Genomic DNA, 23,673 nt, shown 5'->3' on the forward strand with positions numbered 1-23,673 from the left:
TGCCTGCGTGCAACAGCGAAAACGGATTCAAACCGCGCTGCTTGCCAATCCGGCGTCTTAACTTTCTTGATTCAAATTTGAGTAAGAACTGCGTGTGAGCGTGCACCCATCAAAGGATACGGGGTGTACCATGCGTAACAAATTGATTGCCGCCTTCGTCTGCACGACGGCTCTGGTTTCGACCGGTGCTGCTTCCGCCGCCGATCTCGGCGCGCGCTACACGAAGGCGCCGGCCTATATGGAGTCGATGTTCAACTGGACCGGCTTCTATGTCGGCGGCCACGTCGGCGGCGCCTGGACCAACGAGCAGTTCATCAACAACGGAATCGGCGCGCCGTTCGGCGATCTGGTGCCGGGCCAAGGTTACCGTCAGCGTAACTCGGGCGTCCTGGGCGGCGCCCAGATCGGCTACAATTGGCAGGCCAACAACTACGTGTTCGGCATGGAGGGCACGATCTCCGGCCTGGACAACAAGGGCTCGTTCTTGAACACCGCGTTCGGTGCGGGTGACGATGTGTTCTCCTGGCGCGCCAACGTGCTCGCGACCGTCGTCGCCCGTGCGGGCTTCGCCGTGCAGAATAATTTGTTCTACATCAAGGGCGGCTATGCCGGCGTGAACAACCGTCTGTCGGTCACCGACACGGTCGGCCCGGCCACCGGCTCCGGCGGTCAGACCCACTGGGCCAATGGCTGGACCGTCGGTGCCGGCTGGGAGTACGGCATCACCCGCAACTGGATCGTCGGCCTCGAGTACAATTACGCAGCCTTCGCCAGCCAGACCTATCAACTTGGCGGCACCTCAGGCAATTACAGTTTCGAGGCCAAGCCGCGCGACATCCAGTGGGCCGTCGTGCGCGCGAGCTACAAGTTCGACGCGCCGGTCATCGCGCGTTACTGAGTGCGTCAACGTACGACCAAGCAACTATAAAAGACGATCACTGCCCAAATTTAAAAGCCCCGGCATTGTCCGGGGCTTCTTTTTTCGTGTGCAGGTTTTCGTGTAAGGCCTACGCCATCACCGAGAACCCGCCGTCGACGGGGATCGCAGTGCCGGTGACGAAGTTCGAGGCGGACGAGGCCAGGAACACGGTGATGCCGGCGAAGTCGTCGATGTCGCCCCACCGCCCCGCAGGCGTGCGCGCCAGCACCCGTTCGTGCAACCCCGAGACCTGCTGCCGCGCACCGCGGGTCAGGTCGGTGTCGATCCAGCCCGGCAGGATGGCGTTGACCTGGATGTTGTCGGGTGCCCATGCATTGGCGCAGGCACGCGTGTACTGCACGATGCCGCCCTTGCTCGCTGCATAGGCCGCGGCGAAGGTCGCGCCGAAGATGGACATCATCGAGCCGATGTTGATCACCTTGCCGTTGCCGGACGCCTTCAGCGCCGGATAGGCCAGCTTCGAGCACACGAAGGCGCTTGTGAGGTTGGTGTCGATCACCTTGTTCCACTCGTCGAGCTCGAGCTCGTGCGGCGGCTTGCGGATGCTCATGCCGGCATTGTTGATGAGGATGTCGATGCGGCCGAGATCCCGGACGACGCGATCGATCATCGCCGCGACCGCCGCCTTGTCGGTGACGTCGGTGGGAACAGAGATCGCCTTCACGCCGCGCTGACTGAGATCGGCGACGGCGGCGGCGGATTTGGTTTCGTTGCGTCCAACCACGGCGATGTTGGCGCCGGCATCGGCGAGGCCGCGGGCCATGCCGAGCCCGATGCCGCCATTGCCTCCCGTGACAATCGCGGCCTTGCCGCGGAGATCGAAACGACTGGATGTCATGCTGCTATTCCCTGGTTTCTTCTATTGGTTGCTCTGCCAGATCAGCACCAGCCCGAAGCCGGCCATGGCTGCGCCATAGCCGGCCCATCGCAACTGGTTGACCATGAAGCTCGATCGCGGCCAGGCGATGGTGCCCGTGCCCTGTCCGATCCAGAGCAGCCCGACGGCGAGAGCAAACAGGCCTGCGATCAGCAGAAATCTGCGCATGCATTCCTCCCCGTTGGTCGGCTTCTGTCGCGACGCGGCATGAACGATTGCCGCGGCCCGAAAACTTGCCGGAAGACTAGCCGTAGCTGTGGTTCGGATACAATGGCTGTTGATGCAGGCCGCAGCGAGGATGCATGTCCGTGTGCAAGATTGTCCAAGGGCGTTGCGGCTACAACCCGAGACGGGCACCGATCGCTGAAAGCAGGCATCAGCAGCTACCGCAAAACGAAAAAGCCCCGGGCGATGCCGGGGCTTTGACGTCTGAAAGGTTAGATCAGATCAGTACTTGGCGACGAGCGGACCGGTCCAGTTGAAGCGGTAGACCAGCGAGGTCGAGATCGTCTGGTTCCAGCTGTTGGCGCGGATGCTGGTGCCGATCGGAAGATTACCAACGTCGGTGAGGGTGTCCTGGGTCTTCGCATTGTAGAAGGCCGAACGATACTCGGTCTTCATGAACCAGCCGGGCGACTGGATGCCGAAGATGTTCAGGTTGTTCTCGACGCCACCGCCGATGAACCAGCCGTTGCGGTTGTAGCTGTTGAGATGGACACCAGCGGGAACGCCGGCCAGCGTCATGAAGTTGGTCTGGCCGAAGTGAGCTCCGGAGTAACCGCCGTTGACGTAGGAGAGAACGTTCGGAGCGACCAGATAGCCGAGGCGGATACCGGCGGCCCAAGAGTCTTCCAGCTTCTGGTTCCCGGTGATGCCGCCGAGAGTAATCGGATCCTGGATGGTGGCGCGGATGCTGCCAAACTGACCGTCAGCGAACACGCCGGCGACCCAGGTGCCGCTGAACTGCCAGTCGTAGCCGAGACCGACGGTGCCGAACCAACCCGAGCCACCCTGGCGCTGATCGATCGTCAGGGGAACTGCGCCAACCGTGGTCTGCACGTGCTGGTCGGAGGCCGAGATGCCGCCGCCGCCGCCGCCGAAGATGTAGAAGCCGGTCCAGTTGGCGACGGGCGCCGGCATCGGGGCCTTCACGTAGGGACGGGCAGCAAGGTCAGCGGCCGAGGCCGAACCGGTCATCGCGGCAACCGCGGTCAGTGCGAGCAAAATCTTCTTCATTTTAAATCCCCAAGCTTTGGTCTGTCTGGCAGGCGCGAGCGCACTGAAGTCCGAGTGATCTGATGCCCGGACTATAGACGCTTCCCGTCGAAATGCTGTTGCAGGACAGGCACAGTCGCCGGGAAACGCCTCACGGCAGGGAATCCAAGCACCGTCGCTGAAGCTTGAAATAATGCTACATTTCCAGTGCGTTACGTCAATTTCCGAGTTTCTGATCCCGGTAACTTTTGGTTAGCAAATCTGGCTTTGTCCGAAATCGAGGCAATCCTGCATCAGCCTTGGCCCGCTGAGTCGTTGGCTGAGTCGGCTTGCGGCGCCGGAATCACGAAGTCGAGGCGAATCGTTGGCGGGATCGTTGGGGAAAGGCGGTTGTCGTCCCCACAAGCAAAAGAGCCCCGGCATCACGCCGGGGCTCTTGATGGGGACGCGGAGCGTGCAGCGTCTGAGGGTCAGACGTCCAGCAGTTCCTCATTGGCGAACTCGGCCTTGTCCGAAATGAATGCGAAGCGTGCCTCGGCCTTGGTGCCCATCAGGCGCTCCACCGAATCCGCGGTGGTGTCGCGGTCGTCGGCAAGCAGGACCACCTTCAGCATGGTGCGCTTGGCGGGATCCATGGTGGTTTCCTTGAGCTGCGCCGGCATCATCTCGCCGAGGCCTTTGAAGCGGTTCACCTCGACTTTGGCGTTGGCGCTGAACTCGCTCTTGATCAACGCCGCCTTGTGCGCGTCGTCGCGGGCATAGATCGACTTCGTGCCGTTGGTCAGCTTGTAGAGCGGCGGCACGGCCAGGAAGAGGTGGCCCTCGTCGATCAGCCGCGGCATCTGCCGGTAGAAGAAGGTGATCAGCAGCGAGGCAATGTGCGCGCCGTCGACGTCGGCGTCGGTCATGATGATGATGCGCTGGTAGCGCAGGTCCTCTTCGCGATACTGCGCAAGCATGCCGCAGCCGATCGCCTGCACGAGATCGGCGAGCTGCGTGTTCGCCGTCAGCTTGTCCTTGCCGGCCGAGGCGACGTTGAGGATCTTGCCGCGCAGCGGCAGCACGGCCTGGGTCTTGCGGTCGCGCGCCTGCTTGGCGCTGCCGCCGGCCGAATCGCCCTCGACGATGAAGAGTTCTGAGCCGTCCAAGCCCGCATCGCTGCAGTCGGCGAGCTTGCCGGGCAGGCGAAGCTTCTTGCCGGCGGTCTTGCGCGCGGTTTCCTTTTCCTGGCGGCGCCGCAGCCGGTCTTCGGCGCGGTCGATCACGAAGTCGAGCAGCCTGTTGGCCATATTCGGATTGCCCGACAGCCAATGGTCGAACGGATCCTTCATCGCCTGTTCGACGATGCGCTGCGCTTCCGCTGTGGCGAGACGGTCCTTGGTCTGACCCTGGAATTCAGGCTCGCGCACGAACACCGAGAGCATCACGGCTGCACCCACCATCACGTCTTCCGACGTAATGGACGACGCACGCTTGCCCTGGCCGACGCGCTCGGCGTGATCCTTCAGGCCGCGCAGAAGCGCGCTGCGCAGGCCGGATTCGTGCGTGCCGCCGTCCGGCGTCGGCACGGTGTTGGTGTAGGAGGAGAGGAAGCCATCGGCATCGGCGGTCCAGGCCACGGCCCATTCGCAGGCGCCATGCGCGCCGTTGCGGCCCGATTTGCCGGAGAAGACGTCAGGATGCACCAGCGTGTCGGCGTGGATCGCAGCCGCCAGATAATCCTTGAGGCCACCGGGGAAGTGGAACGTCGCCTCCGCCGGCACGTCCTCGACGCCCTTGAGCAGTTCGGGCGCGCAGTTCCAGCGGATCTCGACGCCGCCGAACAGATACGCCTTCGAACGCGTCATCTTGAACAGGCGCTGCGGCTTGAACACGGCCTTGGCGCCGAAGATGTCGGTGTCGGGCTTGAAGCGCACACGCGTGCCGCGGCGATTGTTGACCTTGCCGAGATCCTCGAGCTTGCCCTTGGGGTGGCCGCGCTCGAACGTCATGCGATAGAGCTTCTGGCTGCGCGCGACCTCGACCTCGAGCAGCGAGGAGAGGGCGTTCACCACGGAGATGCCGACGCCGTGCAGGCCGCCCGAGGTCTCGTAGACCTTGGAGTCGAACTTGCCGCCCGAGTGCAGCGTGCACATGATGACTTCGAGCGCCGACTTCTTCGGAAACTTCGGATGCGGATCAATCGGGATGCCGCGCCCGTTGTCGATGACGGTCAAAAAGCCGTCCGCGCTCAAGTCGACTCCGATGAAGGTCGCATGCCCTGCCAGCGCCTCGTCCATTGAATTGTCGATGACCTCGGCGAAAAGGTGATGCAACGCCTTCTCGTCGGTGCCGCCGATATACATGCCGGGCCGGCGGCGCACCGGTTCCAGGCCTTCGAGCACCTCGATATCGGCCGCGGTGTAGTCGGCCTCCGCACCGCTCGCACGCGAGGGTGCCTTGGCGGGCGCGCGGGATTTGGGCTCGTCACCGCCAAAAAAGTCGTCTTTGGCTTTCGGTTTCAATTGCTTGGACATGTATCTTGATGTGCTTTCAGGGCCGCGGAGGCGGCGAATCGGTTACGCCGACTATGCCACGGCTCGTTTGAAAAGGTCATCGCGTGCCGGCTGGCCGGTCTGCGCGGCAGCCGATGCCAGCGATTTTACGCCACAGGCCCACCAATTCCCGGCAATTTGACGTCTGCGCCCGATCTGGGTCGGGATTTGTGACTTGATGTCACACAAGCCCTTGGCTTACCAGTCTTTTTCATCGAGCAGACCTCAAGGTGGGGCGGGAAGGCGATCTGGAATGGAGCATTATGCGCACGCACTGGCCGACTTCGTGCGTGCTCACCAGGCCTGGGCGGCCCCGATCGTGTTCCTGCTGGCCTTCGGGGAGTCGCTCGCCTTCATCTCGCTTTTGATCCCGGCCTGGGGCGCGTTAGTCGCGATCGGCGCGCTGATCGGCGCCAGCGGCATCAGCTTCTATCCAGTCTGGATCGCCGGCGGCATCGGCGCGGCGCTGGGCGACTGGGTCTCCTACTGGTTCGGCTATCGCTACAAGGAGCGGGTCGCCCAGATGTGGCCGCTCTCGCGCTATCCGGAACTCCTGCCCAGGGGCGAGGCCTTCGTGCGGAGCTGGGGCGTGCCCAGCATCTTCATCGGCCGCTTCTTCGGTCCGTTGCGTGCGTCGGTGCCGCTCGCAGCCGGCATCTTCGAGATGCCCTATTGGAGCTTCCAGGCCGCCAATTTCGTCTCGGCGCTGGTCTGGTCGGCCGCGCTGCTTCTGTTCGGCGACGTGCTTGCGAAGTTCATGGAATGGCTCTGGCGGGTGATCTGACGCCTAAACCTTGACGAAAACCGGATATGGCTTTATAGCCGCGCGCCATGATCAACGCCGCGACCATTCTGTTCGCCCGTCGCCGCCGCCGCAGTCTTGCGGTTTGGGCGGTCGATCGCGTTTGAGATCATCGTCTTTGCCGCCGGATCCGATCCGCGGCATTCTTTCTCCTGTCAGCGCGATCTGATCCGGCGGCCCCCAAGGAGGCCAGCAGGAGACCACGATGTACACGCCACCCTTTTTCAAGCAGGACCGCACCGCGAGCCTGAAATTCGCAGGCGAGCGCGGCTTCGGCACCATGTGCGCCTTCGACGGCCGCAAGCCTGTCGCCTCGCCGCTGCCGTTCTACCTGACCTATGCCGCTGACGGCACGCCGCAGGCCGCCTTTCATGTCGCCCGTCACAATCCGCTGCTAAAACTGGCAGGCGACGCGGCGTCCTGGCTGCTCGCGGTCAACGGCCCCGATGCCTATGTGTCGCCGGACTGGTACGTCTCGCCGGATCAGGTGCCGACCTGGCTCTACCAGTCGGTGCATCTGAGCGGGCCGGTGCGGCTCCTGTCGGATGACGAGCTGGCGGTGCAGATCGACACGCTCAGCGAGAAGTTCGAAAACTGGCTGTTGCCGAAGACGCCGTGGACGTCGGGCAAGATGACGGCCGGCAGGCTGGAAGCGTTGAAGAAGGGAATTGTAGGGCTGGTCATGACGGTTGAGGTGGTCGAAGGCAGCTTCAAGCTCAACCAGCACAAGTCCGACGCCGATTATGCGGCGATTGCCAATGCGCTCGGCGCGCAGCCCGCTGCCGACGCGAGGGAGATCGCGCAACTGATGCAGGACGTGAGGCCGGAAGCCTTCGCGAATGAAACGAACATGCTCGAAAGGAGCGCGCCATGAGCCTGACTGAAACGACGAAAGCACCGACCACTGGCGCTACGAAGAAGCCGGCCACCGTCTTCGTCGACGGCGGCTCGGGCACCACCGGCCTCGGCATCAACGAGCGGCTGAAGCTCCAGAGCGACGTTGCGGTGAAGACGATCGCCGACGACAAGCGCAAAGACCCCGCAGCCAAGAAGGCGCTGATGGAGGAGGTGGATCTCGTCATCCTCTGCCTGCCGGATGCTGCTGCCAGGGAAACCGTCGCGCTCATCGACAGCATGGGACCGTCGGGCCCGAAGGTGCTGGACGCCTCGACCGCGTACAGGGTCGCGCCCGACTGGGCCTATGGCTTTCCGGAGCTGACGCCCGACCAGGCCGGCAAGATCAAGGCGGCGAAGAAGGTGTCCAATCCCGGTTGCTATCCGACCGGCGCGATCGCGCTATTGCGGCCGATCGTCGATGCCGGCCTGTTGCCTTCGGACTATCCCGTCACCGTCAATGCGGTGAGCGGCTATTCCGGCGGCGGCAAGTCGATGATCGCAAGCTTCGAAGACGGCAGCGCGCCGTCCTTCGAGCTCTACGGCCTCGGCTTCGAGCACAAACATCTGCCGGAGATGCAGCTCTATTCGAACCTGACGCGACGGCCGATCTTCATCCCGTCGGTCGGCAACTACCGGCAGGGCATGCTGGTCTCGGTGCCGCTTCAACTCGACACGCTGCCCGGCAAGTCTGATGGTGCGGACCTGCAAGCCGCACTGGCAAAGCGTTACGCCGGCTCGAAGTATGTTTCGGTGATGCCGCTTCAGAACGAGACGACCAAGGGCCGCAAACTCGAGCCAGAAGCGCTCAACGAGACCAACATGCTCGAGCTCTACGTCTTCGCCAGCGACAAGTACCATCAGGCGGTGCTGGTCGCGCGGCTCGACAATCTCGGCAAGGGCGCCTCGGGGGCCGCCGTGCAGAACATGCGGCTGATGCTGGGCCTGCCGGAGGAGTAGGGCACGGTAGTGCCCCGGACGCAGCGCAGCGCCTCTTGGCGGTGCGCTGCAGAGCCGGGGCCCATTGTTACTTTGCTGCAGCCTTCTGGGTCCCGGTTCGCGCTTCGCGCGTCCGGGACAGGAGGCCTCAGTACTTCGCGATGATCGGGCCGCCGAACCTGTAGTTAATGCGGGCGGTGATCAAGTCGACGTCCTGGCCGATGCGGTCGGTACGTGAGAACGTGCCGACGGGCGCCAGCACGCCGTTGGCCGTGAGGGTAACGTCGCGCCGGCCCATGAACAGATGGTCGTATTCGAGGCCGACCGACCAGTTCGGCGCAAAGCCGTATTCGATGCCGACGCCGACCGTGCCGCCCCAGCGGGTCTCGTCGGCGCCGTCGAACTCGGCCCCGGCCAGACCGCCCGTACCGATGCCGCGGTAGCGATCGCGGGTGACGGCGGCGCCGCCCTTCGCGTAAAGCAGTGCGTTGTTCCAGGCGTAGCCGACCTGGCCGGTGAAGAGGCCGAAGGCATCGACGCGGGTGCGGTTCGCGACGCCGAACACGGCGCTGGTATTCCGGCCGGAGAGGTCGGCCCAGTCGCCCTGCGCTTCGAGACCGAACACGAAGGCGCTGCTCTGCCAGCGATAGCCGATCTGGCCGCCAGCGACGGCGCCCGTCGCATCATGGCATCCCTCGGCAGTTGCAGGGGAGAAACCAACCGTCTGGTCCCAGCACTTGTGCGACGTGCCATAGCCGCCGTTGGCGCCAATGTAGAAGCCGCTCCAATTGTAGACCGCAGCGATCATCGGCGGCGCCTTGGTGTAAGGGCGGGCGGCGAGATCAGCGGCGTTGGCCTGGGTCACGACGGTTGCGAGTGAGATCGCGCCGAGCGCGGATATCATCTTCCAGTTCATGTTTGCCCCGAATCAATCAATTGCGATGAGCGAATATAGCTGCGGACGGGTGACAACCTGTAGAGGCAATCCGGGACGCCGGTTGTTTTTGCCGCAATGTCACCCTTCCGCAACACCGCCGGTTGATGCCGGGGCTGCTTGCAGAGTAGGCAGGCTGGTCTAGCTAAGGACCTGCCGAAGTGAGTGACGCCATGGATGAGACCACGTTGCAGTTCTACCGGGAGAACGCCGAGTCTTATGCCGGATGGGCCAAGGCGCCCTCGACGCGGCTGCGCGGTTTTCTGGCTTTGCTGCAACCCAGTAGCTCGATCCTCGAACTCGGCTGTGGTGCCGGCAATCATTCGGCGGTGATGCTGGCCGAAGGTTTTTCGGTTCGCGCTACCGACGGCTCGCCTGAAATGGCCGAGATCGCGTCGCGGCGGCTCGGTCATCCCGTCGAGGCGATGCGGTTCGACCAGCTTGACGCGCACGAGGCCTATGACGGCGCCTGGGCCAGCGCCTGCCTCCTGCACGTGCCGCGCGACGAGCTCGCCAGCATCCTGGCGCGGATTCATCGCGCGCTCAGGCCGTCAGGCGTGTTCTATGCCAGCTACAAGATGGGCGAGGGCGACGGCCGGGACAGCCTGGGGCGCTATTACAATTATGCGTCGCCAGAATGGCTCGAGGCGGCCTACGCCACCGCGGGGCCATGGATCACGCTGTCGTCGGACAGGAACGTGATCCAGAGCTTTGACGAGACGCCGGCGAACATGCTGCATCTCGTCGTTCGCAAGGCCTGATCTCAAAGCAGGGCCTGAGCTCAAACCGCCTTGAAGATCGCCACCGCCAGCACCGCCTGTGCGACGAAGCCGACGGTGAAGGCCAACGTGCGGAAGATCGGGATCCCGAGCGCATAGACGATCAGATGCGCGACGCGCGACCAGAAATAGACGGCGCAAGCAAGCACCGTCCATTTCGAGGAATAGTCGATGGCGTTCAGGATCAGCACCAGCGGTGCGAACAGCACGAGGTTCTCGACGGCATTGTCATGCGCGAACATCAGGCGGTTCGCCCATTCCGACTGCGGCTTGTCGGCGCGCGAGGGATTGGCCATCGCGCCACCGAGACCGCGAATCTGGCAGCGGTTGATGGTGTAGGGAATCCAGAGGATTCCGGTCAGGACCACCGTCAGTGTCAGCCAGAACAGTTCACGCGTCATAACCCGGTCCCCTCTGTCGTCGCTGTGTTGAGAGCGAGCTTATACAAGCGCGCAAGATTGCGCCATGCGCAAACAATTCTCCACTATGCGCGAACTCTGACATAGCTGCCGGGGGCGTCCTCGATCGGAGGCAGCGCTTCGCTGCCGACCGTGCGCGCCGGCACCTCCGCGGGATCGAGTGTGCCAAGCCATTGGCGCCAGTCCGGCCACCACGAGCCCTTGTGCTCGACCGCGCCCTTCATCCACTCGGCGACGTTGACGTCCTTGACGTTGTCGTTGGTCCAGTACTGGTACTTGTTCGAGGCGGGCGGGTTGACGACGCCGGCGATGTGGCCCGAGCCGGACAGCACATATTTCACCGGACCGCCGAAGAACTGCGAGCCGTACAGCACCGATTCCGCCGGCGCGATGTGGTCTTCGCGGGTGGCAAGATTGTAGACGGGCACCATGACCTTGGAGAGGTCGAGCAGGGTGTTGTCGAGCACCATCGTGCCGGTCGACAGCCGGTTCTCCAGATAGCAATTGCGCAGATAGTAGGAATGGTTCGACGCCGTCATGCGCGTGGCGTCCGAATTCCAGTGCAGCAGGTCGAACGCGCTCGGCTGCTGGCCTTTGAGGTAATTGCTGACGACATAGGACCAGATCAAATCGTTGGAGCGCAGCATGTTGAAGGCCATCGCCATCTTGGACCCTTCGAGCACGCCGGCCGCCTTCATGTCCTGCTCCAGCGCAGCGATCTGCTCCTCGTCGACGAACACGAGAAGGTCGCCCGCATGGGTGAAGTCGACCTGTGCCGCGAAGAACGTCGCGGACGCCACGCGCTGGCGGCGCTTCTCGGCGAGCCAGGCCAGCGTCGTCGCGAGCATGGTGCCGCCGACGCAATAGCCGGCGGTGTGCACCTTCATCTCGCCAGTGACCTTCTCGATCACGTCCATCGCCGTGAGCGGGCCTTCCTTCATGTAGTCTTCCCAGCTCTTGGTGCCGAGCCGCTTGTCGGGATTGACCCATGAGATCACGAACACGGTGACGCCCTGGTCGACGCACCACTTGATGTAGGATTTCTCCGGCTTGAGATCGAGGATGTAGAACTTGTTGATCCACGGCGGGATGATCAGGAGCGGCGTGCGCAGCACATTCTCCGTGGTCGGAGAATACTGGATCAGCTGCATCATCTCGTTCTGGTAGATCACTTTGCCCGGCGTCGTCGCCATGTTGACGCCGACGACGAGATTGTCCGGATTGGACTGTCGGATCTTCAGGACGCCCTTGCCGGCTGCGATGTCCTCGGCCAGCATCTTCAGGCCGCGCGCGAGATTTTCGCCGTTGCTGGCCACCGTCGCGCGCAGCACTTCCGGATTGGTCAGCACGAAGTTGGACGGCGACAGCGCGTTGGTGACCTGCTGGATGTAGAACTCCGCTTTGCGGCGGGTCTGTGGATCGAGCCCCTCGGCGTCGCGCACCAGCTCATGCGCGAATTTGGTCGTGAGCAGATAGAGCTGCATCACGAAATCGAAGAGCTGGTTCGACTTCCATTCCGGATCGGCAAAGCGCTTGTCGCGCGGCGAGGGCGCGATCGCGGGCGGAACGTCCTGGCCAGCCATGCGGCGCGCCGCCGAGCCCCAGAGGTCCAGATAGTCCTTGGCGAGCCTGGTCTGGAGATCGGACGCGCGTGATGTATCCGACAGCCAGTATTCGGCGACCGCGGTGAAGGTCTTGACGACCTCGGTAAGCTCGGCCGGCGGACGATCCTGCACCTCGCCGCTCTCGCGGGGCTCGAGGTACGCCGCGAGCGCCTTGCCGCCGCTCTCCATCGCCCGCGCGACATTCATCGCGAAGGCTTCCGCATCGAACTTCGTCTCGGGTTTGGGCGTGTCGGTCGTGGCCATGCTCATGAGCAGAACAGTAACGATTCATTCCGTATTCGTCACCGCGAAGCTCGCATGTTTGGCGTTAAACACTCTCGAAGATGTGTTGCAGTGCGACAAATTTTCTTGGTTCCGTCACAATCGAGCCGCACCGCTCGGCTTGGTGGTCCCGGGCTGTTTTCTCGCTCGCGCCATTTGGGCAGCAATGGTTTGAGCTTGGGTGCGGACCTCGGTAAGGTTGCCGGGGCCGTGCTTTGGGACGAGTAGGGGATTTCCCAAGTGTTGGCGTTGAGGGATCTGCAAAAGTCGCGGCTGATCTGTGGCGCGCTGGTGATGGCGGCGCTTGCCATGGGCGGCTGCTCGAGCCAGCTCGCGGACATGACGCCCGCCGATGCGCAAGCGCATCCCAGGGAGCCCGGCAGCTATCTGCCGGTGCACGACCTGCCGCCGGATCGCGATCAGGCGGTCATCCCGCCGGACCAACGCGCTAAGATCGAGGCCGAGCTCGCTGCCGCGCGCGACCGTCAGGCCGCTGCCGGCAAGGACGTGAAGTAAGACGCTGCAAGGTAATCGCTGGCGCCTCCGCCTTGCCGTGCTAAAAGACCTCAGTTCAGCCGAGAGTCAGGGCGAACGACTTCAGCCACCGCCGTCGATGATTGCTCTAACCATTTGATTTTGAGTGATTTTCGTGAACGAGGCGGGCGCATTTTCGCATGGTCGTTATGGCCTGTCGATTCTGTCCTGACCGGTTGCCCGGAGCCGAGAGAGCCATGGAAGAATTTTACCGCATCCGCCGCCTTCCGCCTTACGTGTTCGAGCAGGTGAACCGGGCCAAGGCGGCCGCGCGGAATGCCGGCGCCGACATCATCGACCTCGGCATGGGCAATCCGGACCTGCCGGCGCCAGCACACGTGCTGGAGAAGCTGAAGGAGACACTGGGCAAGCCGCGCACCGACCGCTACTCGGCCTCTCGTGGCATCAACGGCTTGCGCAAGGCCCAGGCCGGCTACTACGCCCGCCGCTTTGGCGTGAAGCTCAATCCCGACACCCAGGTCGTGGCGACGCTCGGCTCCAAGGAGGGCTTTGCCAACGTGGCGCAGGCGATCACTGCGCCAGGCGACGTCATCCTCTGCCCGAACCCGAGCTATCCGATTCACGCGTTCGGCTTTTTGATGGCGGGCGGCGTGATCCGCTCGGTGCCTTCGGAGCCAACCCCGCAGTTCTTCGAGGCGGTGGAGCGTGCGATCGTCCACTCGATTCCGAAGCCGCTGGCGCTGGTCGTCTGTTACCCCTCGAACCCGACCGCCTATGTCGCGAGCCTCGACTTCTACAAGGACCTGGTCGCGTTCGCGAAGAAGCACGAAATCCTGATCCTGTCCGATCTCGCTTACGCCGAGGTCTATTTCGACGAAAACAACCCACCGCCCTCGGTGCTGCAGGTGCCCGGCGCGATGGACGTCACCGTCGAGTTCACCTCGATGTCGAAGACCTATTCGATGGCCGGCTGGCGCATGGGCTTTGCGGTCGGCAATGAGCGCGTGATCGCGGCGCTCGCGCGCGTCAAATCCTATCTCGACTACGGCGCGTTCACACCGGTGCAGGTCGCCGCGACCGCCGCGCTGAACGGCCCCGACGATTGCATCAGGGAGATGCGCGACACTTACCGCAAGCGGCGCGACGCGCTGGTGGAATCGTTCGGCCGTGCCGGCTGGGAGATCCCGCCGCCGGAGGCCTCGATGTTCGCCTGGGTGCCGCTGCCGGAAGCCTTCCGCACCGTCGGCAGCATGCAGTTCGCGACCCTGATGGTGGAGAAATCCGGCGTCGCGGTCTCGCCCGGCGTCGGCTTCGGCGAGCATGGTGAAGGATATATCCGCATCGCCATGGTGGAAAACGAGCAACGGATCAGGCAGGCCGCGCGCGGCGTGCGCCGCTTCCTTGAAAGCGGCATCGAAACGTTGCACAACGTCGTTCCGCTCGCCAATCGGCGTTAAGTTCTCTTCCGCAGGTTTTCTGAAGCATCATGGTTGCACCCCTGAAAGTGGGCATAGCGGGGCTCGGCACCGTGGGCGCCGAAGTTCTCCGTTTGATTGAAACGCAGGCCCGCGTGCTCGCGGGCCGCAGCGGACGCGGTATCCGCGTCGTCGCCGTCACCGCGCGCTCGAAGGCCAAGAAGCGCGCCGTCGACCTGCGCGGTGTCGAATGGGTCAAGGATCCGCTTGCCCTCGCCATGCATCCCGGCATCGACTGTTTCGTCGAGTTGATGGGCGGCTCGGGCGATCCCGCGCTGGCCGCGGTCGAAGCCGCGCTCAGCGCCGGTAAGTCCGTCGTCACCGCCAACAAGGCGCTGCTCGCCAAGCACGGCCTCAAGCTGGCAAAAGCCGCTGAAAAGCACGGCGGCGCGCTGAATTTCGAGGCAGCGGTCGGCGCCGCGATCCCCGTCATCAAAACGTTACGCGAGGGTCTTGCCGGAACCGGCATCAACCGCGTCTACGGCATCCTCAACGGCACCTGCAATTACATCCTGACCCGGATGGAGCAGGAGGGCCTGTCGTTCGCCGAATGCCTGAAGGATGCGCAGCGGCTCGGCTATGCCGAGGCCAATCCGTCCTTCGATGTCGACGGCCACGACACCGCGCAAAAACTCGCTATTCTTGCCAGCCTCGCTTTCGGCACGAAAGTTGCTCAAAGCGCGGTGTATGTCGAAGGCATCTCCTCCATCGCACCGGAAGATCTCCGTGCCGCTGACGATCTCGGTTACCGGCTCAAGCTGCTCGGCGTCGCGGTTCGCACCGCCAAGGGCATCGAGCAGCGCGTGCATCCGACCATGGTTCCAAAATCCTCCTCGATCGCACAGGTGATGGGTGTCACCAATGCGGTCACGATCGACGGCGAGGGCATCCCGCCGATCACGCTGGTCGGCCCCGGTGCCGGCGGCGCGGCGACCGCATCCGCCGTCGTTGCCGACATCGCCGATGTCGCGCGCGGCATTCGCGCCAATCCGTTCGGCCGGCCGATTTCGCAGCTGCGCGACACCAAGAAGGCGCCGATGGAGCGCCACGAGGGCGGCTACTACATCCGCCTTCTGGCACGCGATTTCCCGGGCACCGCGGCTGCGATCGCGACCCGGCTCGCGGAGCAGAAGATTTCGATCGAGTCGATCGTGCAGCGCCATCCCAATGGCGGCGCTGCGCCGGCAAACGGCAAGGCGGTCCCGGTGCCCGTCATCCTGATCACCTATGCCACGCACGAGGACGCCGTGCGCCGCGCGCTCGCGGCCGTGCAGCGCGACAAGGTGATCAGCGGGCGGCCGCAGGTGATCCGGATCGAGAAGAACTAGGGCATGCTCCGGAAAAGTGTGAAGTGGTTTTCCGGAAAGAGCATGCTTAAACAATGACACGGTTCGAACGAACTGTGGGTGTTACGAGTTGATGCGGGTGGAGATTTCCGTCCAAACTGTTGCGAAGGAGTTAGCCGATGTCGACCCATATTTCAGTCCCGCCGCAAGCGTTGCTCGAGCGGATTCTCACGCTGGAGATCGTGCGCGTGACGGAGCGGGCGGCGGTGTCTTCGGCGCGTCTGCGCGGGCACGGCAATGAGAAGGCTGCCGACCAGGCCGCGGTGGACGCGATGCGGCGCGAGCTCAACAAGCTGCCGATCGAAGGCACCATCGTGATCGGCGAGGGTGAGCGCGACGAGGCGCCGATGCTCTTCATCGGCGAGAAGGTCGGCATGAACGCCGGCCCGAAAGTCGACATCGCGGTCGACCCGCTCGAAGGCACCACGCTGTGCGCCAAGGCCATGCCGGGCTCGATTGCCACCATGGCAATGGCCGACGGCGGCACGCTGCTGCACGCGCCCGACGTCTACATGCAGAAGCTCGCGATCGGTCCCGGTTACGCCAAGGGCGTCGTCGATCTCGATGCCACGCCGGCTGACAACGTCCGCCGCCTCGCCAAGGCCAAGGGTGTCCAGCCGGACGGCATCACCGTTCTCGTGCTCGACCGTCCGCGCCATGCCAGCATCATCGAGAGCGTGCGCTCGACGGGTGCCGCCGTGCGTCTGATCACGGACGGCGATGTCGCCGGCGTGATCCATTGCGCCGACCCCGACAATACCGGCGTCGATATGTATCTCGGCACCGGCGGTGCGCCGGAAGGCGTGCTCGCGGCCGTGGCGCTGCGCTGCATCGGCGGCCAGATGCAGTGCCGCCTCATCCTCGACTCCGACGAGAAGCGCGAGCGTGCCGCCAAGATGGGCGTCAACGACCCCAAGATGATCTACGGCATTGAGGACATGGCCCGCGGCGACTGCCTGTTCGCCGCCACCGGCGTCACCACGGGCTCGCTGCTCTCGGGCGTCAAATTCCGCAAGGATGGCGTGATCGAGACCGAGACGGTCGTGATGCGCTCCGTCACCGGCACCGTGCGCTACATCAAGGCCGAGCACCGCGAGCTGGCGAAGTTCCACCTGGACTAAGTCACAACGTGCGGCCGTCATTCCGGGCCTGCGCCTCGCGGCCCCCCGGCATGACCAAGAACAAGCGATATACAGGGAAGCGTCGATGTCTGACCTCACCGCCGTCAAAGCCCTGGTGTTCGACGTGTTCGGCACCGTCGTGGACTGGCGCACGAGCTTGATCACCGATTTCATGTGGTGGGCGAAGGGGCGCGGCATTTCCGCCGACTGGACCGCGTTGGTCGACGGCTGGCGCGGCATGTACATGGCCTCGATGGACGACGTGCGCAAACATCCCGAGCGCGGCTATGTCATGCTCGACGACCTGCATCGCCGCTCGCTGGACAAGCTGGTCGAGCAATTTTCGATCAAGGGCCTGGCCGAAGCCGATCTCGATCACCTCAGCAGAGGCTGGCACCGGTTGCATCCGTGGCCCGACAGCGTTGCGGGCCTGACGCGGCTGAAGTCGAAATTCGTGATCTCGCCGCTGTCGAACGGCAATGTCGCGCTGCTGACCAACATGGCGAAGTTCGCAGGGCTTCCCTGGGACCTCGTCATGTCGGCCGAGCTGTTCGAGCACTACAAGCCCGATCCCGAAACCTACCTTGGCGCCGCGCGCCTGCTGTGCCTCAAGCCGGAGCAGGTGATGATGGTCGCCGCCCACAACGGCGATCTCGCCGCCGCGCAGAAGAACGGGCTGAAGACCGCCTTCGTGGCGCGGCCGACCGAATACGGTCCGCTCCAGAAAGTCGATTTCGAGGCCACCGGCAATTGGGACATCGTCGCCAAGGACTTTGGCGGCATCGCCGACAAGCTCGGGTGCTAGGCCGGCTGACACCCATGCGAGGCGGACGAGGCCCGGATGCTGAAGATGAGGGCCATGACTCAGCCTCGCAGCACGTTCCAGGGGGCAAAGGCGTTGTTTACGCCCTCGATCGCCGGTCCGAGTTGCGGCACATGCCGCAGCAGGACCGATTTCATTCCGTTGTTGTGGATCCAGTCCAGACCGAAGTTGGTGTAGACTTCCGCCCGGTAGTCGTCGGTGAAAAACCGGTCGCTCTTGAGACGCCGCGATGCCATCAGTATGAAGATGCGGAAGGCGGTATCGCTGAAGCCAAAACCGTCCGGCAGGTCCTCGGCCAATAGTCCGACCATCAGATCAACGCGATCGACGTCGCCCTTGTAGATCGCGCGCATCTTCCTGGCCGCGCCGGGAATGCTGGTGATTTCCTCGAATGTCTTGACCCGCCTCTTTCCGACCAGCTCGCGGAAACGGTTGTAGCGCGGCACGCCGCGCTCGCGGTCGCGCATGATATCGATCGCGGCCACATCGAGCAACGGCTGGCCGTCTTTCGTGAACTGGCGCAGGAAGTTGGGATAATTATGGAGGCGAATGGCGCCGGGATGAGCGGTGCCGAAGGAGTACATCAGGTTGGCGAAGCCGTGCGTCTCCATGAACTTGCGGGAGACGCTTCCCTGCATATCGACCAGCTTGCAGTGTTCGACCTCTGCGGCTTCGAGCAGCCGAACATCCATGTCGTCCGGGATCAGCGGGTGCAGGCGGTAGACGGCGGTGAATTCCTCCGTCATCGCGTAGGGCGCGCTGTGCTGCTCCGTCGGAGAACCGATGATGCCATAGGCGGCTTCGCTGTTCTTGCCGAGCACCGCGCGCAGCACCCGATATGGTATCCCCGACCAATTGGCGTGCATGCTGAAGTCCAGCGCAGGATGGCCGAGGATGCCTGGCGTCCATTCGACGGTGTGGATCTTGGCGATCAGGGCCGCGTTGATCAGGCGCGCACGCTGGAATAGCTCCTCGTCATCCCAGGTCGGATACCGCGTCTTCAAGCCGTCGCAGATGATATTGTGCTCGCGTGCGAAGAGGTTGTGCAGCAGGCTGAGCCCGACCCACCAATTGTCATTGAAGCCAGTGAGATCGGCGCCCGGATGGACTGGATCGGCTGGAAGCATCCCATCATCGCCGACCGTGATCTTTCCATCGAGCCCGGAACGGATCTGCATCTGCCTCGCGCGGTCGCTGCCGTAGATCTGTCCGGCGTCCCACCAGTGCGAGTTGAGGTTGCGGAACGTGGGGATCGCGCCGAGCCATGGTTCACGTGGCGTCTCGTCGCAAACGGTCCGACGGATCTTCATGCAGCCGTCGATCCGCTCCTCCTTGGGCCAAGTGTCGCCCGGCTTGAGCGGGATTTTGAACTCGCTTCCCGACCCAGGCACCCCGTGGCTGAACCAGTTATGGGTTTCGAACTGGATCCAGGCCGCAGCCAGCAGATTGAGGCTGGTCGCGGGAATAAATTCGTCGCGCGCCAGCAATTCCTTCGAAATCACGCGCGGATTGGGTTCGAGCAGATCGTCTACGCTGTCCGGCACGCATTCCGGCAGCGCGAAATTGCGTCCGAACCGGGCACCAGCCATCCCCATGCGCGGATGGTCGAGGCTGTTGAAGGAGCCGTCGGCGGAGCGCCACCGGTCATTGCCCGTGCTCCAGCCAGGCAATGTCGTGCCGTAGCCGGTATGGTGCAGATTGTGCTTCCGCAGCCGGTCGCGGAACGCCGAAAGATTGGCAGCTCCGAGCAGGGTCGGCAGTTTGTCCCATGTGACAAAGAAGTTGATGGCCCGATAGACAACGTCCTAGACCCCTTGGAGCAGGTCACGATGGAAGACAAAACCATCGTTCTCGCGGGACATTGACGCTCCCAAACACAACCGCGTGAAATTAGCTTCATTTGCAACTAGTAAGTGCAGTTCAGCAGCCCCAAAATGCCCGTTTGCCAACGCCGCCGGAGGCCTCACGAATTGCAGTTCTTTGCCGGTCGGCCGGACGGCGGTGATCGTTCGGATGGTCCGGGCGGCGCGTGCGCCACCCGGACCTGATCCGACGATCTACAACGTCATCTGCATCGGTTCGGGATAATAGTGGAAGCCGTCACCGGCCTTGGCGACATGGCCGTAGCCGGGCCAGGCGAAGTGATAGGACATCACGGGGGTCTTGTTCGCCGCAAGCATGGTCAGCAGTTTCACGCGCGACTCGGCCGCCTGCTTCGGGTCGGTGTCGTAGGAGAATTCCATCCGCGGCCGCTCGAGCAGCAGCACGGGATGATGTGAGAGATCGCCGAGGAAGGCGAAGGACTTGCCGGCCGACGAGACCATGAAGATGGTGTGGCCGACGGTGTGACCGGGCGCTGCGATTGCCTGTATGCCGGGCAGGAATTCCTGGCCGTCCTTGAAGAACACGATGCGGTCACGGACCGGCAGCAGGTTCTTGCGGGCGTGAACCACGAAGTCCTTTTCCGGGTTGCCAAGCTTGCCTTCGTCGGTCCAGAAATCGAAATCGGTCTGCGAAATGTAGATCTGCGCGTTCGGAAACAGCGGCTTGCCGCCGTCGTCCACGATGCCCCCGATGTGGTCGATATGGGCATGCGAGCAGACCACCGCATCGATGTCATCAGGCTTGATGCCAGCCTCGGTCATGCTCTTCTGCTGCCGGCCGGTGGTGGCGCCGAACATCTTGGATGAGCCCATGCCGGTATCGAACAGGATGAGCTTGTCGCCCGTGTTCACGATCGGCGAATTCTGCTCCAGCACGACATTGTCCGGCGACAGGAAATTGTCGGCGAGCATCTTCTTCACCTCTTCCTTGGAAACGCCGGTGAAGGTGCCGGAGGGATCGCCGAGCGGCAGCGGTCCGTCGGAGACGACGGTGACTTCTGCGTCGCCCAGCACGAAGCGGTGCCAGTAGGGCGTTTGCGTGCCGAGCTTGGGAGCGCGCGCCATCGCGCTGCTGCCGAACATGGCGCTGGCACCAAGTCCGGCGCCAAGCGACAGCAAGGATCGACGTGAGACATTGAGTGTCATTCGTTTCCTCCACTTTTTCTTTTGAGCTAAGCGAATTTGTCGCGCGTTATGTCGGCCTGAAGCCAGCGGTGAGATGCTGCGCCGGTTCAGACACGCTAGCAAGTGGAATTGGTTTGCGGATGATCGCGGCTTGTCGCAGTTGGCGGTGCAATTCCGGCGCGCGACAAAAGACGTTCGTTGCTGATTTTTGTCGTCAGCATGATCCGGTCAAGCTTGCCGCAATGCAGTCAATGATTGTGTCGCGATTATGTCGCCTAACCGCGCCATGCGATGGGACGGTAAGATTTTTTACGTCGCGAACGCTGTCTCACGCAATTCTCAGCGTGAGGTCATTGCCTTCCGTCTCTGCAAAGCCCGCCTGCAAGACCTCTTCGCGCTTGTGGCGCAGATGCGCACGCAGGATGTGCGAGAGGCCGGCGCCATCGCGCCGCTGCAGCGCGTTCAGGATCGCCTCGTGTTCGCTGACGGCAAATGCCCAACGCTGCGGCGTCATCGGCGTGACATAGCGCGCGCGGCGGATGCGCGCGGTCACGGACGTATACAGCCCCGCAAGCACCGGGTTTCCGGCCGCAGCGACGATGCCTTCGTGAATGGCGCGGTTGCCGCGATAGTACTGGATCAAATCGCCCTCGCGATAATGCCGCACCATGTCCGCGTGCGCGGCGGCGATCGCGTCGATCTCGGCATCGGTGATGCGTTCGCAGGCGAGCTCCCCGGCGAGCGCCTCGAGACCCTGGCAGACCTCGAACAGGTCGCGCATGTCCTTGTCAGTCAGTTTCGCCGCGCGTGAGCCGCGATGGGGCAGGAGCTGCACGAGCCCTTCGGCTGCGAGCACCTTGAGCGCCTCGCGCAGCGGTGTGCGCGAAATCTCGAGCCGCTCGCACAGCTCGCGCTCGGGAATCCGCGCACCCGGCGGGATTTCGCCGTCGAGCAGGATGGCGCGGATACGGCCGACGACGTCCTCATGAAGCATGGGTCTCAGGTCCATTTGAATGCAAAATCGAAGATACATGCGAAGTATTGCAAGTTTTAGCTTGAAAATCGATAATTTTGCATTCAAAAATGTAAAAAACAGAAGGACATGAGGAAATGGACCAGCAGGTCGAGGCGGAAGACCTCGTTTTCGAGCGCCAGGACGGCATCGGGCGGATCACTTTCAACCGACCGCAGGCGCGCAACGCCTTCACCTTCGCGATGTACGAGCGGCTCGCCGCGATCTGCGAAGAGGTCAATGACGATCATGCGATCAAGGTGCTGGTGCTGCGCGGGGCCGGCGACAAGGCGTTTGCCTCAGGCACCGACATCAATCAGTTCCGCGAGTTCAAGTCGCCGCAGGACGCGATCGACTACGAGAACCGGATCGATCGGGTGCTGACCACGCTCGAGGCGTGCCGGGTGCCGACGATCGCGGCGATCAACGGGTTCTGCACCGGCGGCGGTGCGGGCATTGCGGCGGCCTGTGACCTTCGCATCGGCACCAGAAGCGCGAAAATCGGCTTTCCCATCGCCCGGACACTGGGCAATTGCCTGTCGATGTCCAATGTCAGCCGTCTCACGGCGCTGATCGGCGCCGCGCGCGTCAAGGATCTGATCTTCACCGCGCGCCTCGTTGACGCCACGGAGGCCGCAAGCGTCGGGCTGCTCGGCGAGGTCGTCGAGGATCTTGCCGCGCTCGACCGGCGTGCCGACGAGGTCGCGCGGCTCGTCGCCAGCCATGCGCCGCTGACGCTGAATGCGACCAAGCAGGCCGTGGCGCGCCTGCAAAGGCGGCTGACGCGGGACGAGGGCGAAGACCTCATCCTGATGTGCTACACGAGCCAGGATTTTCGCGAAGGGCTCGATGCTTTCCTCACCAAGCGCGCGCCGCAATGGCGCGGCCAATAGGACGGGCCGATGCAAAGCGATCGATCGCAATCAATCTCCCGCCGTTCGGGGCCGCTTGCCGGCCTCAAGGTCATCGATCTCACCCATGTCATGGCCGGGCCGACCTGCACCCTGATGCTGGCCGACATGGGCGCCGACGTCATCAAGATCGAGAAATCGCCGAATGGCGACGACACCCGCCATTCGGTGCCGCCGAAGATCGGCGATGAGGCGGCCTCCTTCCTGATGATGAACCGCAACAAGCGCGGCATCGTGCTGGACCTCAAGACCGACGGCGGCAAAGCGGTGCTGCGACGGCTGATCGCGGACGCCGACGTGCTGGTCGAGAACTTTGCGCCCGGCGCGATGGAGCGCCTCGGCTTCGGATACGAGGCGCTGCACGAAAAATTCCCGACGCTGATCTATTGCTCGCTGTCGGGCTTCGGCCGTACCGGTCCTTACAAGCACCGCCGCGGCTTCGATCTGGTCGCCCAGGCCATGAGCGGCATCATGAGCTTTACCGGCGAACGTCCCGACGGTCCGCCCGTGAAGTGCGGTCCGCCGCTGTCCGACATCACCGCTGGACTGCTCGCGAGCATGGGAATCCTCGCGGCGTATACGCACCGCCTCAAGACCGGCGAAGGGCAGTGGGTCGAGACCTCGCTCTATGAGGCCGCGCTGGTGCAGACCTATTGGCAATCGACCATTGCGCTGGCCGCGGGCACCGCGCCGCGCGCGATGGGCTCTGCGCATCCGCTCAACGCGCCGTATCAGGCGTTCGAGGCCTCGGACGGCTGGCTCGTGGTCGGCGGCGCCAACAAGAAGCACTGGCTGTTGATGCTAGAGGCCCTCGGCGCGAGCGAACTCGCCGCCGATCCGCGCTTCGTCACCGGGGCCGACCGCATGGCGCATTTGAAGGAGCTCGAAGCCGTCCTGAGCGAGCGCTTCCGCACCCAGACGCGGGCGCACTGGCTCGCGGCGCTGGACGAGAAGGGCGTGCCGTGCGGACCCGTCCACGACATGCTGGAGGCCCTGAGCGATCCGCAGACGCTGGCGCGCGAGATGGTCGTCGAGGTCGAGCATTCCACGCTCGGTCCGGTGAAGACGATCGGTCTTCCCGTCAAGTTTTCGGAGACCCCAGGAAAAGTGCGCACGGGCGCGCCGGTCTACGGTGAGCATACACGCGAGGTGCTGGTCGAGCACGGGTTCGACCAGACGCAGATCGAAGCGCTCGAACAAGAAGGCGCAATCGTCCTGGCCTCAGGAAGACGCGAGGAACGCGTCGCCTGACCGGGCGTCGAA

At 63.5% G+C, this 23,673-nt stretch carries 22 protein-coding genes; 12 read left to right on the plus strand and 10 right to left on the minus strand.

Translation table 11 applies throughout. From position 1 onward, the window contains the following. The first annotated feature begins 130 nt into the window (after positions 1-130). Positions 131-898 carry an outer membrane protein gene (locus ABIB06_RS22570; protein WP_354048638.1) on the plus strand — a complete coding sequence of 256 codons (768 nt, stop codon included), beginning with the start codon at positions 131-133 and terminating at the stop codon, positions 896-898. A gap of 109 nt (positions 899-1,007) precedes the next feature. Here ABIB06_RS22570 and ABIB06_RS22575 read toward each other — a convergent pair whose 3' ends face one another. The 4 genes from ABIB06_RS22575 to parE form a co-directional block, all read right to left on the minus strand. Next, positions 1,008-1,778 (minus strand): SDR family NAD(P)-dependent oxidoreductase, encoded by a 771-nt coding sequence (locus tag ABIB06_RS22575; RefSeq protein WP_354048636.1) that lies wholly within the window; start codon positions 1,776-1,778, stop codon positions 1,008-1,010. 21 nt (positions 1,779-1,799) lie between these two features. After that, the gene (locus ABIB06_RS22580; RefSeq protein WP_354048634.1) at positions 1,800-1,985 is read right to left on the minus strand and encodes a hypothetical protein; all 186 of its coding nucleotides are present in this window, start codon (positions 1,983-1,985) and stop codon (positions 1,800-1,802) included. Positions 1,986-2,264: 279 nt separating this feature from the next. Beyond that, positions 2,265-3,053 carry an outer membrane protein gene (locus ABIB06_RS22585; RefSeq protein ID WP_247440622.1) on the minus strand — a complete coding sequence of 263 codons (789 nt, stop codon included), beginning with the start codon at positions 3,051-3,053 and terminating at the stop codon, positions 2,265-2,267. 449 nt (positions 3,054-3,502) lie between these two features. Beyond that, positions 3,503-5,548, minus strand: a complete 2,046-nt coding sequence (gene parE, locus ABIB06_RS22590; RefSeq protein WP_354048632.1) for a DNA topoisomerase IV subunit B — start codon at positions 5,546-5,548, stop codon at positions 3,503-3,505. Positions 5,549-5,819: 271 nt separating this feature from the next. On the opposite strand from parE, the gene ABIB06_RS22595 reads away from it, so the two are divergent. The 3 genes from ABIB06_RS22595 (at position 5,820) to argC (ending at position 8,222) form a co-directional block, all read left to right on the plus strand. Then, positions 5,820-6,350 (plus strand): DedA family protein, encoded by a 531-nt coding sequence (locus ABIB06_RS22595; RefSeq protein WP_247445531.1) that lies wholly within the window; start codon positions 5,820-5,822, stop codon positions 6,348-6,350. Positions 6,351-6,573: 223 nt separating this feature from the next. Then, positions 6,574-7,242, plus strand: a complete 669-nt coding sequence (locus ABIB06_RS22600; RefSeq protein ID WP_354048630.1) for an FMN-binding negative transcriptional regulator — start codon at positions 6,574-6,576, stop codon at positions 7,240-7,242. Then, positions 7,239-8,222, plus strand: a complete 984-nt coding sequence (argC, locus tag ABIB06_RS22605; protein WP_354048628.1) for an N-acetyl-gamma-glutamyl-phosphate reductase — start codon at positions 7,239-7,241, stop codon at positions 8,220-8,222. The genes ABIB06_RS22600 and argC overlap by 4 nt, the downstream gene beginning before the upstream one ends. Before the next feature lie 127 nt (positions 8,223-8,349). On the opposite strand, the gene ABIB06_RS22610 is transcribed toward argC, so the two are convergent. Next, positions 8,350-9,117: an outer membrane protein gene (locus ABIB06_RS22610; RefSeq protein WP_354048626.1), complete on the minus strand. Its 768-nt coding sequence runs from the start codon at positions 9,115-9,117 to the stop codon at positions 8,350-8,352. A 191-nt stretch (positions 9,118-9,308) separates the two neighbouring features. On the opposite strand from ABIB06_RS22610, the gene ABIB06_RS22615 reads away from it, so the two are divergent. Next, positions 9,309-9,896: a class I SAM-dependent DNA methyltransferase gene (locus ABIB06_RS22615; protein WP_354048830.1), complete on the plus strand. Its 588-nt coding sequence runs from the start codon at positions 9,309-9,311 to the stop codon at positions 9,894-9,896. 20 nt (positions 9,897-9,916) lie between these two features. Here ABIB06_RS22615 and ABIB06_RS22620 read toward each other — a convergent pair whose 3' ends face one another. Then, on the minus strand, positions 9,917-10,315 hold the full coding sequence (locus ABIB06_RS22620; RefSeq protein WP_247347103.1) for an MAPEG family protein: 399 nt from the start codon (positions 10,313-10,315) through the stop codon (positions 9,917-9,919). An 83-nt stretch (positions 10,316-10,398) separates the two neighbouring features. Continuing rightward, complete coding sequence (locus ABIB06_RS22625; protein ID WP_354069360.1) at positions 10,399-12,207, minus strand: PHA/PHB synthase family protein; 1,809 nt, start codon at positions 12,205-12,207, stop codon at positions 10,399-10,401. A 252-nt stretch (positions 12,208-12,459) separates the two neighbouring features. Between ABIB06_RS22625 and ABIB06_RS22630 the strand changes: the two genes are divergently transcribed. The 5 genes from ABIB06_RS22630 (at position 12,460) to ABIB06_RS22650 (ending at position 17,461) form a co-directional block, all read left to right on the plus strand. Continuing rightward, positions 12,460-12,735 carry a hypothetical protein gene (locus tag ABIB06_RS22630; RefSeq protein WP_354048623.1) on the plus strand — a complete coding sequence of 92 codons (276 nt, stop codon included), beginning with the start codon at positions 12,460-12,462 and terminating at the stop codon, positions 12,733-12,735. A gap of 215 nt (positions 12,736-12,950) precedes the next feature. Then, complete coding sequence (locus ABIB06_RS22635) at positions 12,951-14,171, plus strand: LL-diaminopimelate aminotransferase (protein ID WP_354048621.1); 1,221 nt, start codon at positions 12,951-12,953, stop codon at positions 14,169-14,171. Positions 14,172-14,200: 29 nt separating this feature from the next. Continuing rightward, a complete protein-coding gene (locus ABIB06_RS22640; protein WP_354048619.1) occupies positions 14,201-15,517 on the plus strand; it encodes a homoserine dehydrogenase in 1,317 nt (438 codons plus the stop codon). Between the two features lie 137 nt (positions 15,518-15,654). Then, positions 15,655-16,656, plus strand: a complete 1,002-nt coding sequence (gene glpX, locus ABIB06_RS22645) for a class II fructose-bisphosphatase (protein WP_247347093.1) — start codon at positions 15,655-15,657, stop codon at positions 16,654-16,656. 85 nt (positions 16,657-16,741) lie between these two features. Next, positions 16,742-17,461, plus strand: coding sequence for a haloacid dehalogenase type II (locus ABIB06_RS22650; RefSeq protein WP_354048617.1), 720 nt, complete (start codon positions 16,742-16,744; stop codon positions 17,459-17,461). A 59-nt stretch (positions 17,462-17,520) separates the two neighbouring features. On the opposite strand, the gene ABIB06_RS22655 is transcribed toward ABIB06_RS22650, so the two are convergent. The 3 genes from ABIB06_RS22655 to ABIB06_RS22665 form a co-directional block, all read right to left on the minus strand. After that, on the minus strand, positions 17,521-19,149 hold the full coding sequence (locus tag ABIB06_RS22655) for a peroxidase family protein (protein ID WP_354048615.1): 1,629 nt from the start codon (positions 19,147-19,149) through the stop codon (positions 17,521-17,523). Positions 19,150-19,536: 387 nt separating this feature from the next. After that, the gene (locus ABIB06_RS22660) at positions 19,537-20,508 is read right to left on the minus strand and encodes an MBL fold metallo-hydrolase (RefSeq protein WP_354048614.1); all 972 of its coding nucleotides are present in this window, start codon (positions 20,506-20,508) and stop codon (positions 19,537-19,539) included. A gap of 307 nt (positions 20,509-20,815) precedes the next feature. Then, the gene (locus ABIB06_RS22665; protein ID WP_247347086.1) at positions 20,816-21,481 is read right to left on the minus strand and encodes a GntR family transcriptional regulator; all 666 of its coding nucleotides are present in this window, start codon (positions 21,479-21,481) and stop codon (positions 20,816-20,818) included. A 116-nt stretch (positions 21,482-21,597) separates the two neighbouring features. Here ABIB06_RS22665 and ABIB06_RS22670 point away from each other — a divergent pair, with 116 nt between their 5' ends. Further along, on the plus strand, positions 21,598-22,392 hold the full coding sequence (locus ABIB06_RS22670) for an enoyl-CoA hydratase/isomerase family protein (protein ID WP_354048613.1): 795 nt from the start codon (positions 21,598-21,600) through the stop codon (positions 22,390-22,392). 9 nt (positions 22,393-22,401) lie between these two features. Continuing rightward, positions 22,402-23,661, plus strand: a complete 1,260-nt coding sequence (locus tag ABIB06_RS22675) for a CaiB/BaiF CoA transferase family protein (protein WP_354048611.1) — start codon at positions 22,402-22,404, stop codon at positions 23,659-23,661. The last annotated feature ends 12 nt before the right edge of the window (positions 23,662-23,673 follow it).

Origin of the sequence: Bradyrhizobium sp. LB8.2 (assembly GCF_040548035.1) — a bacterium.
In the GTDB taxonomy this organism is placed as follows: Bacteria; Pseudomonadota; Alphaproteobacteria; order Rhizobiales; family Xanthobacteraceae; genus Bradyrhizobium.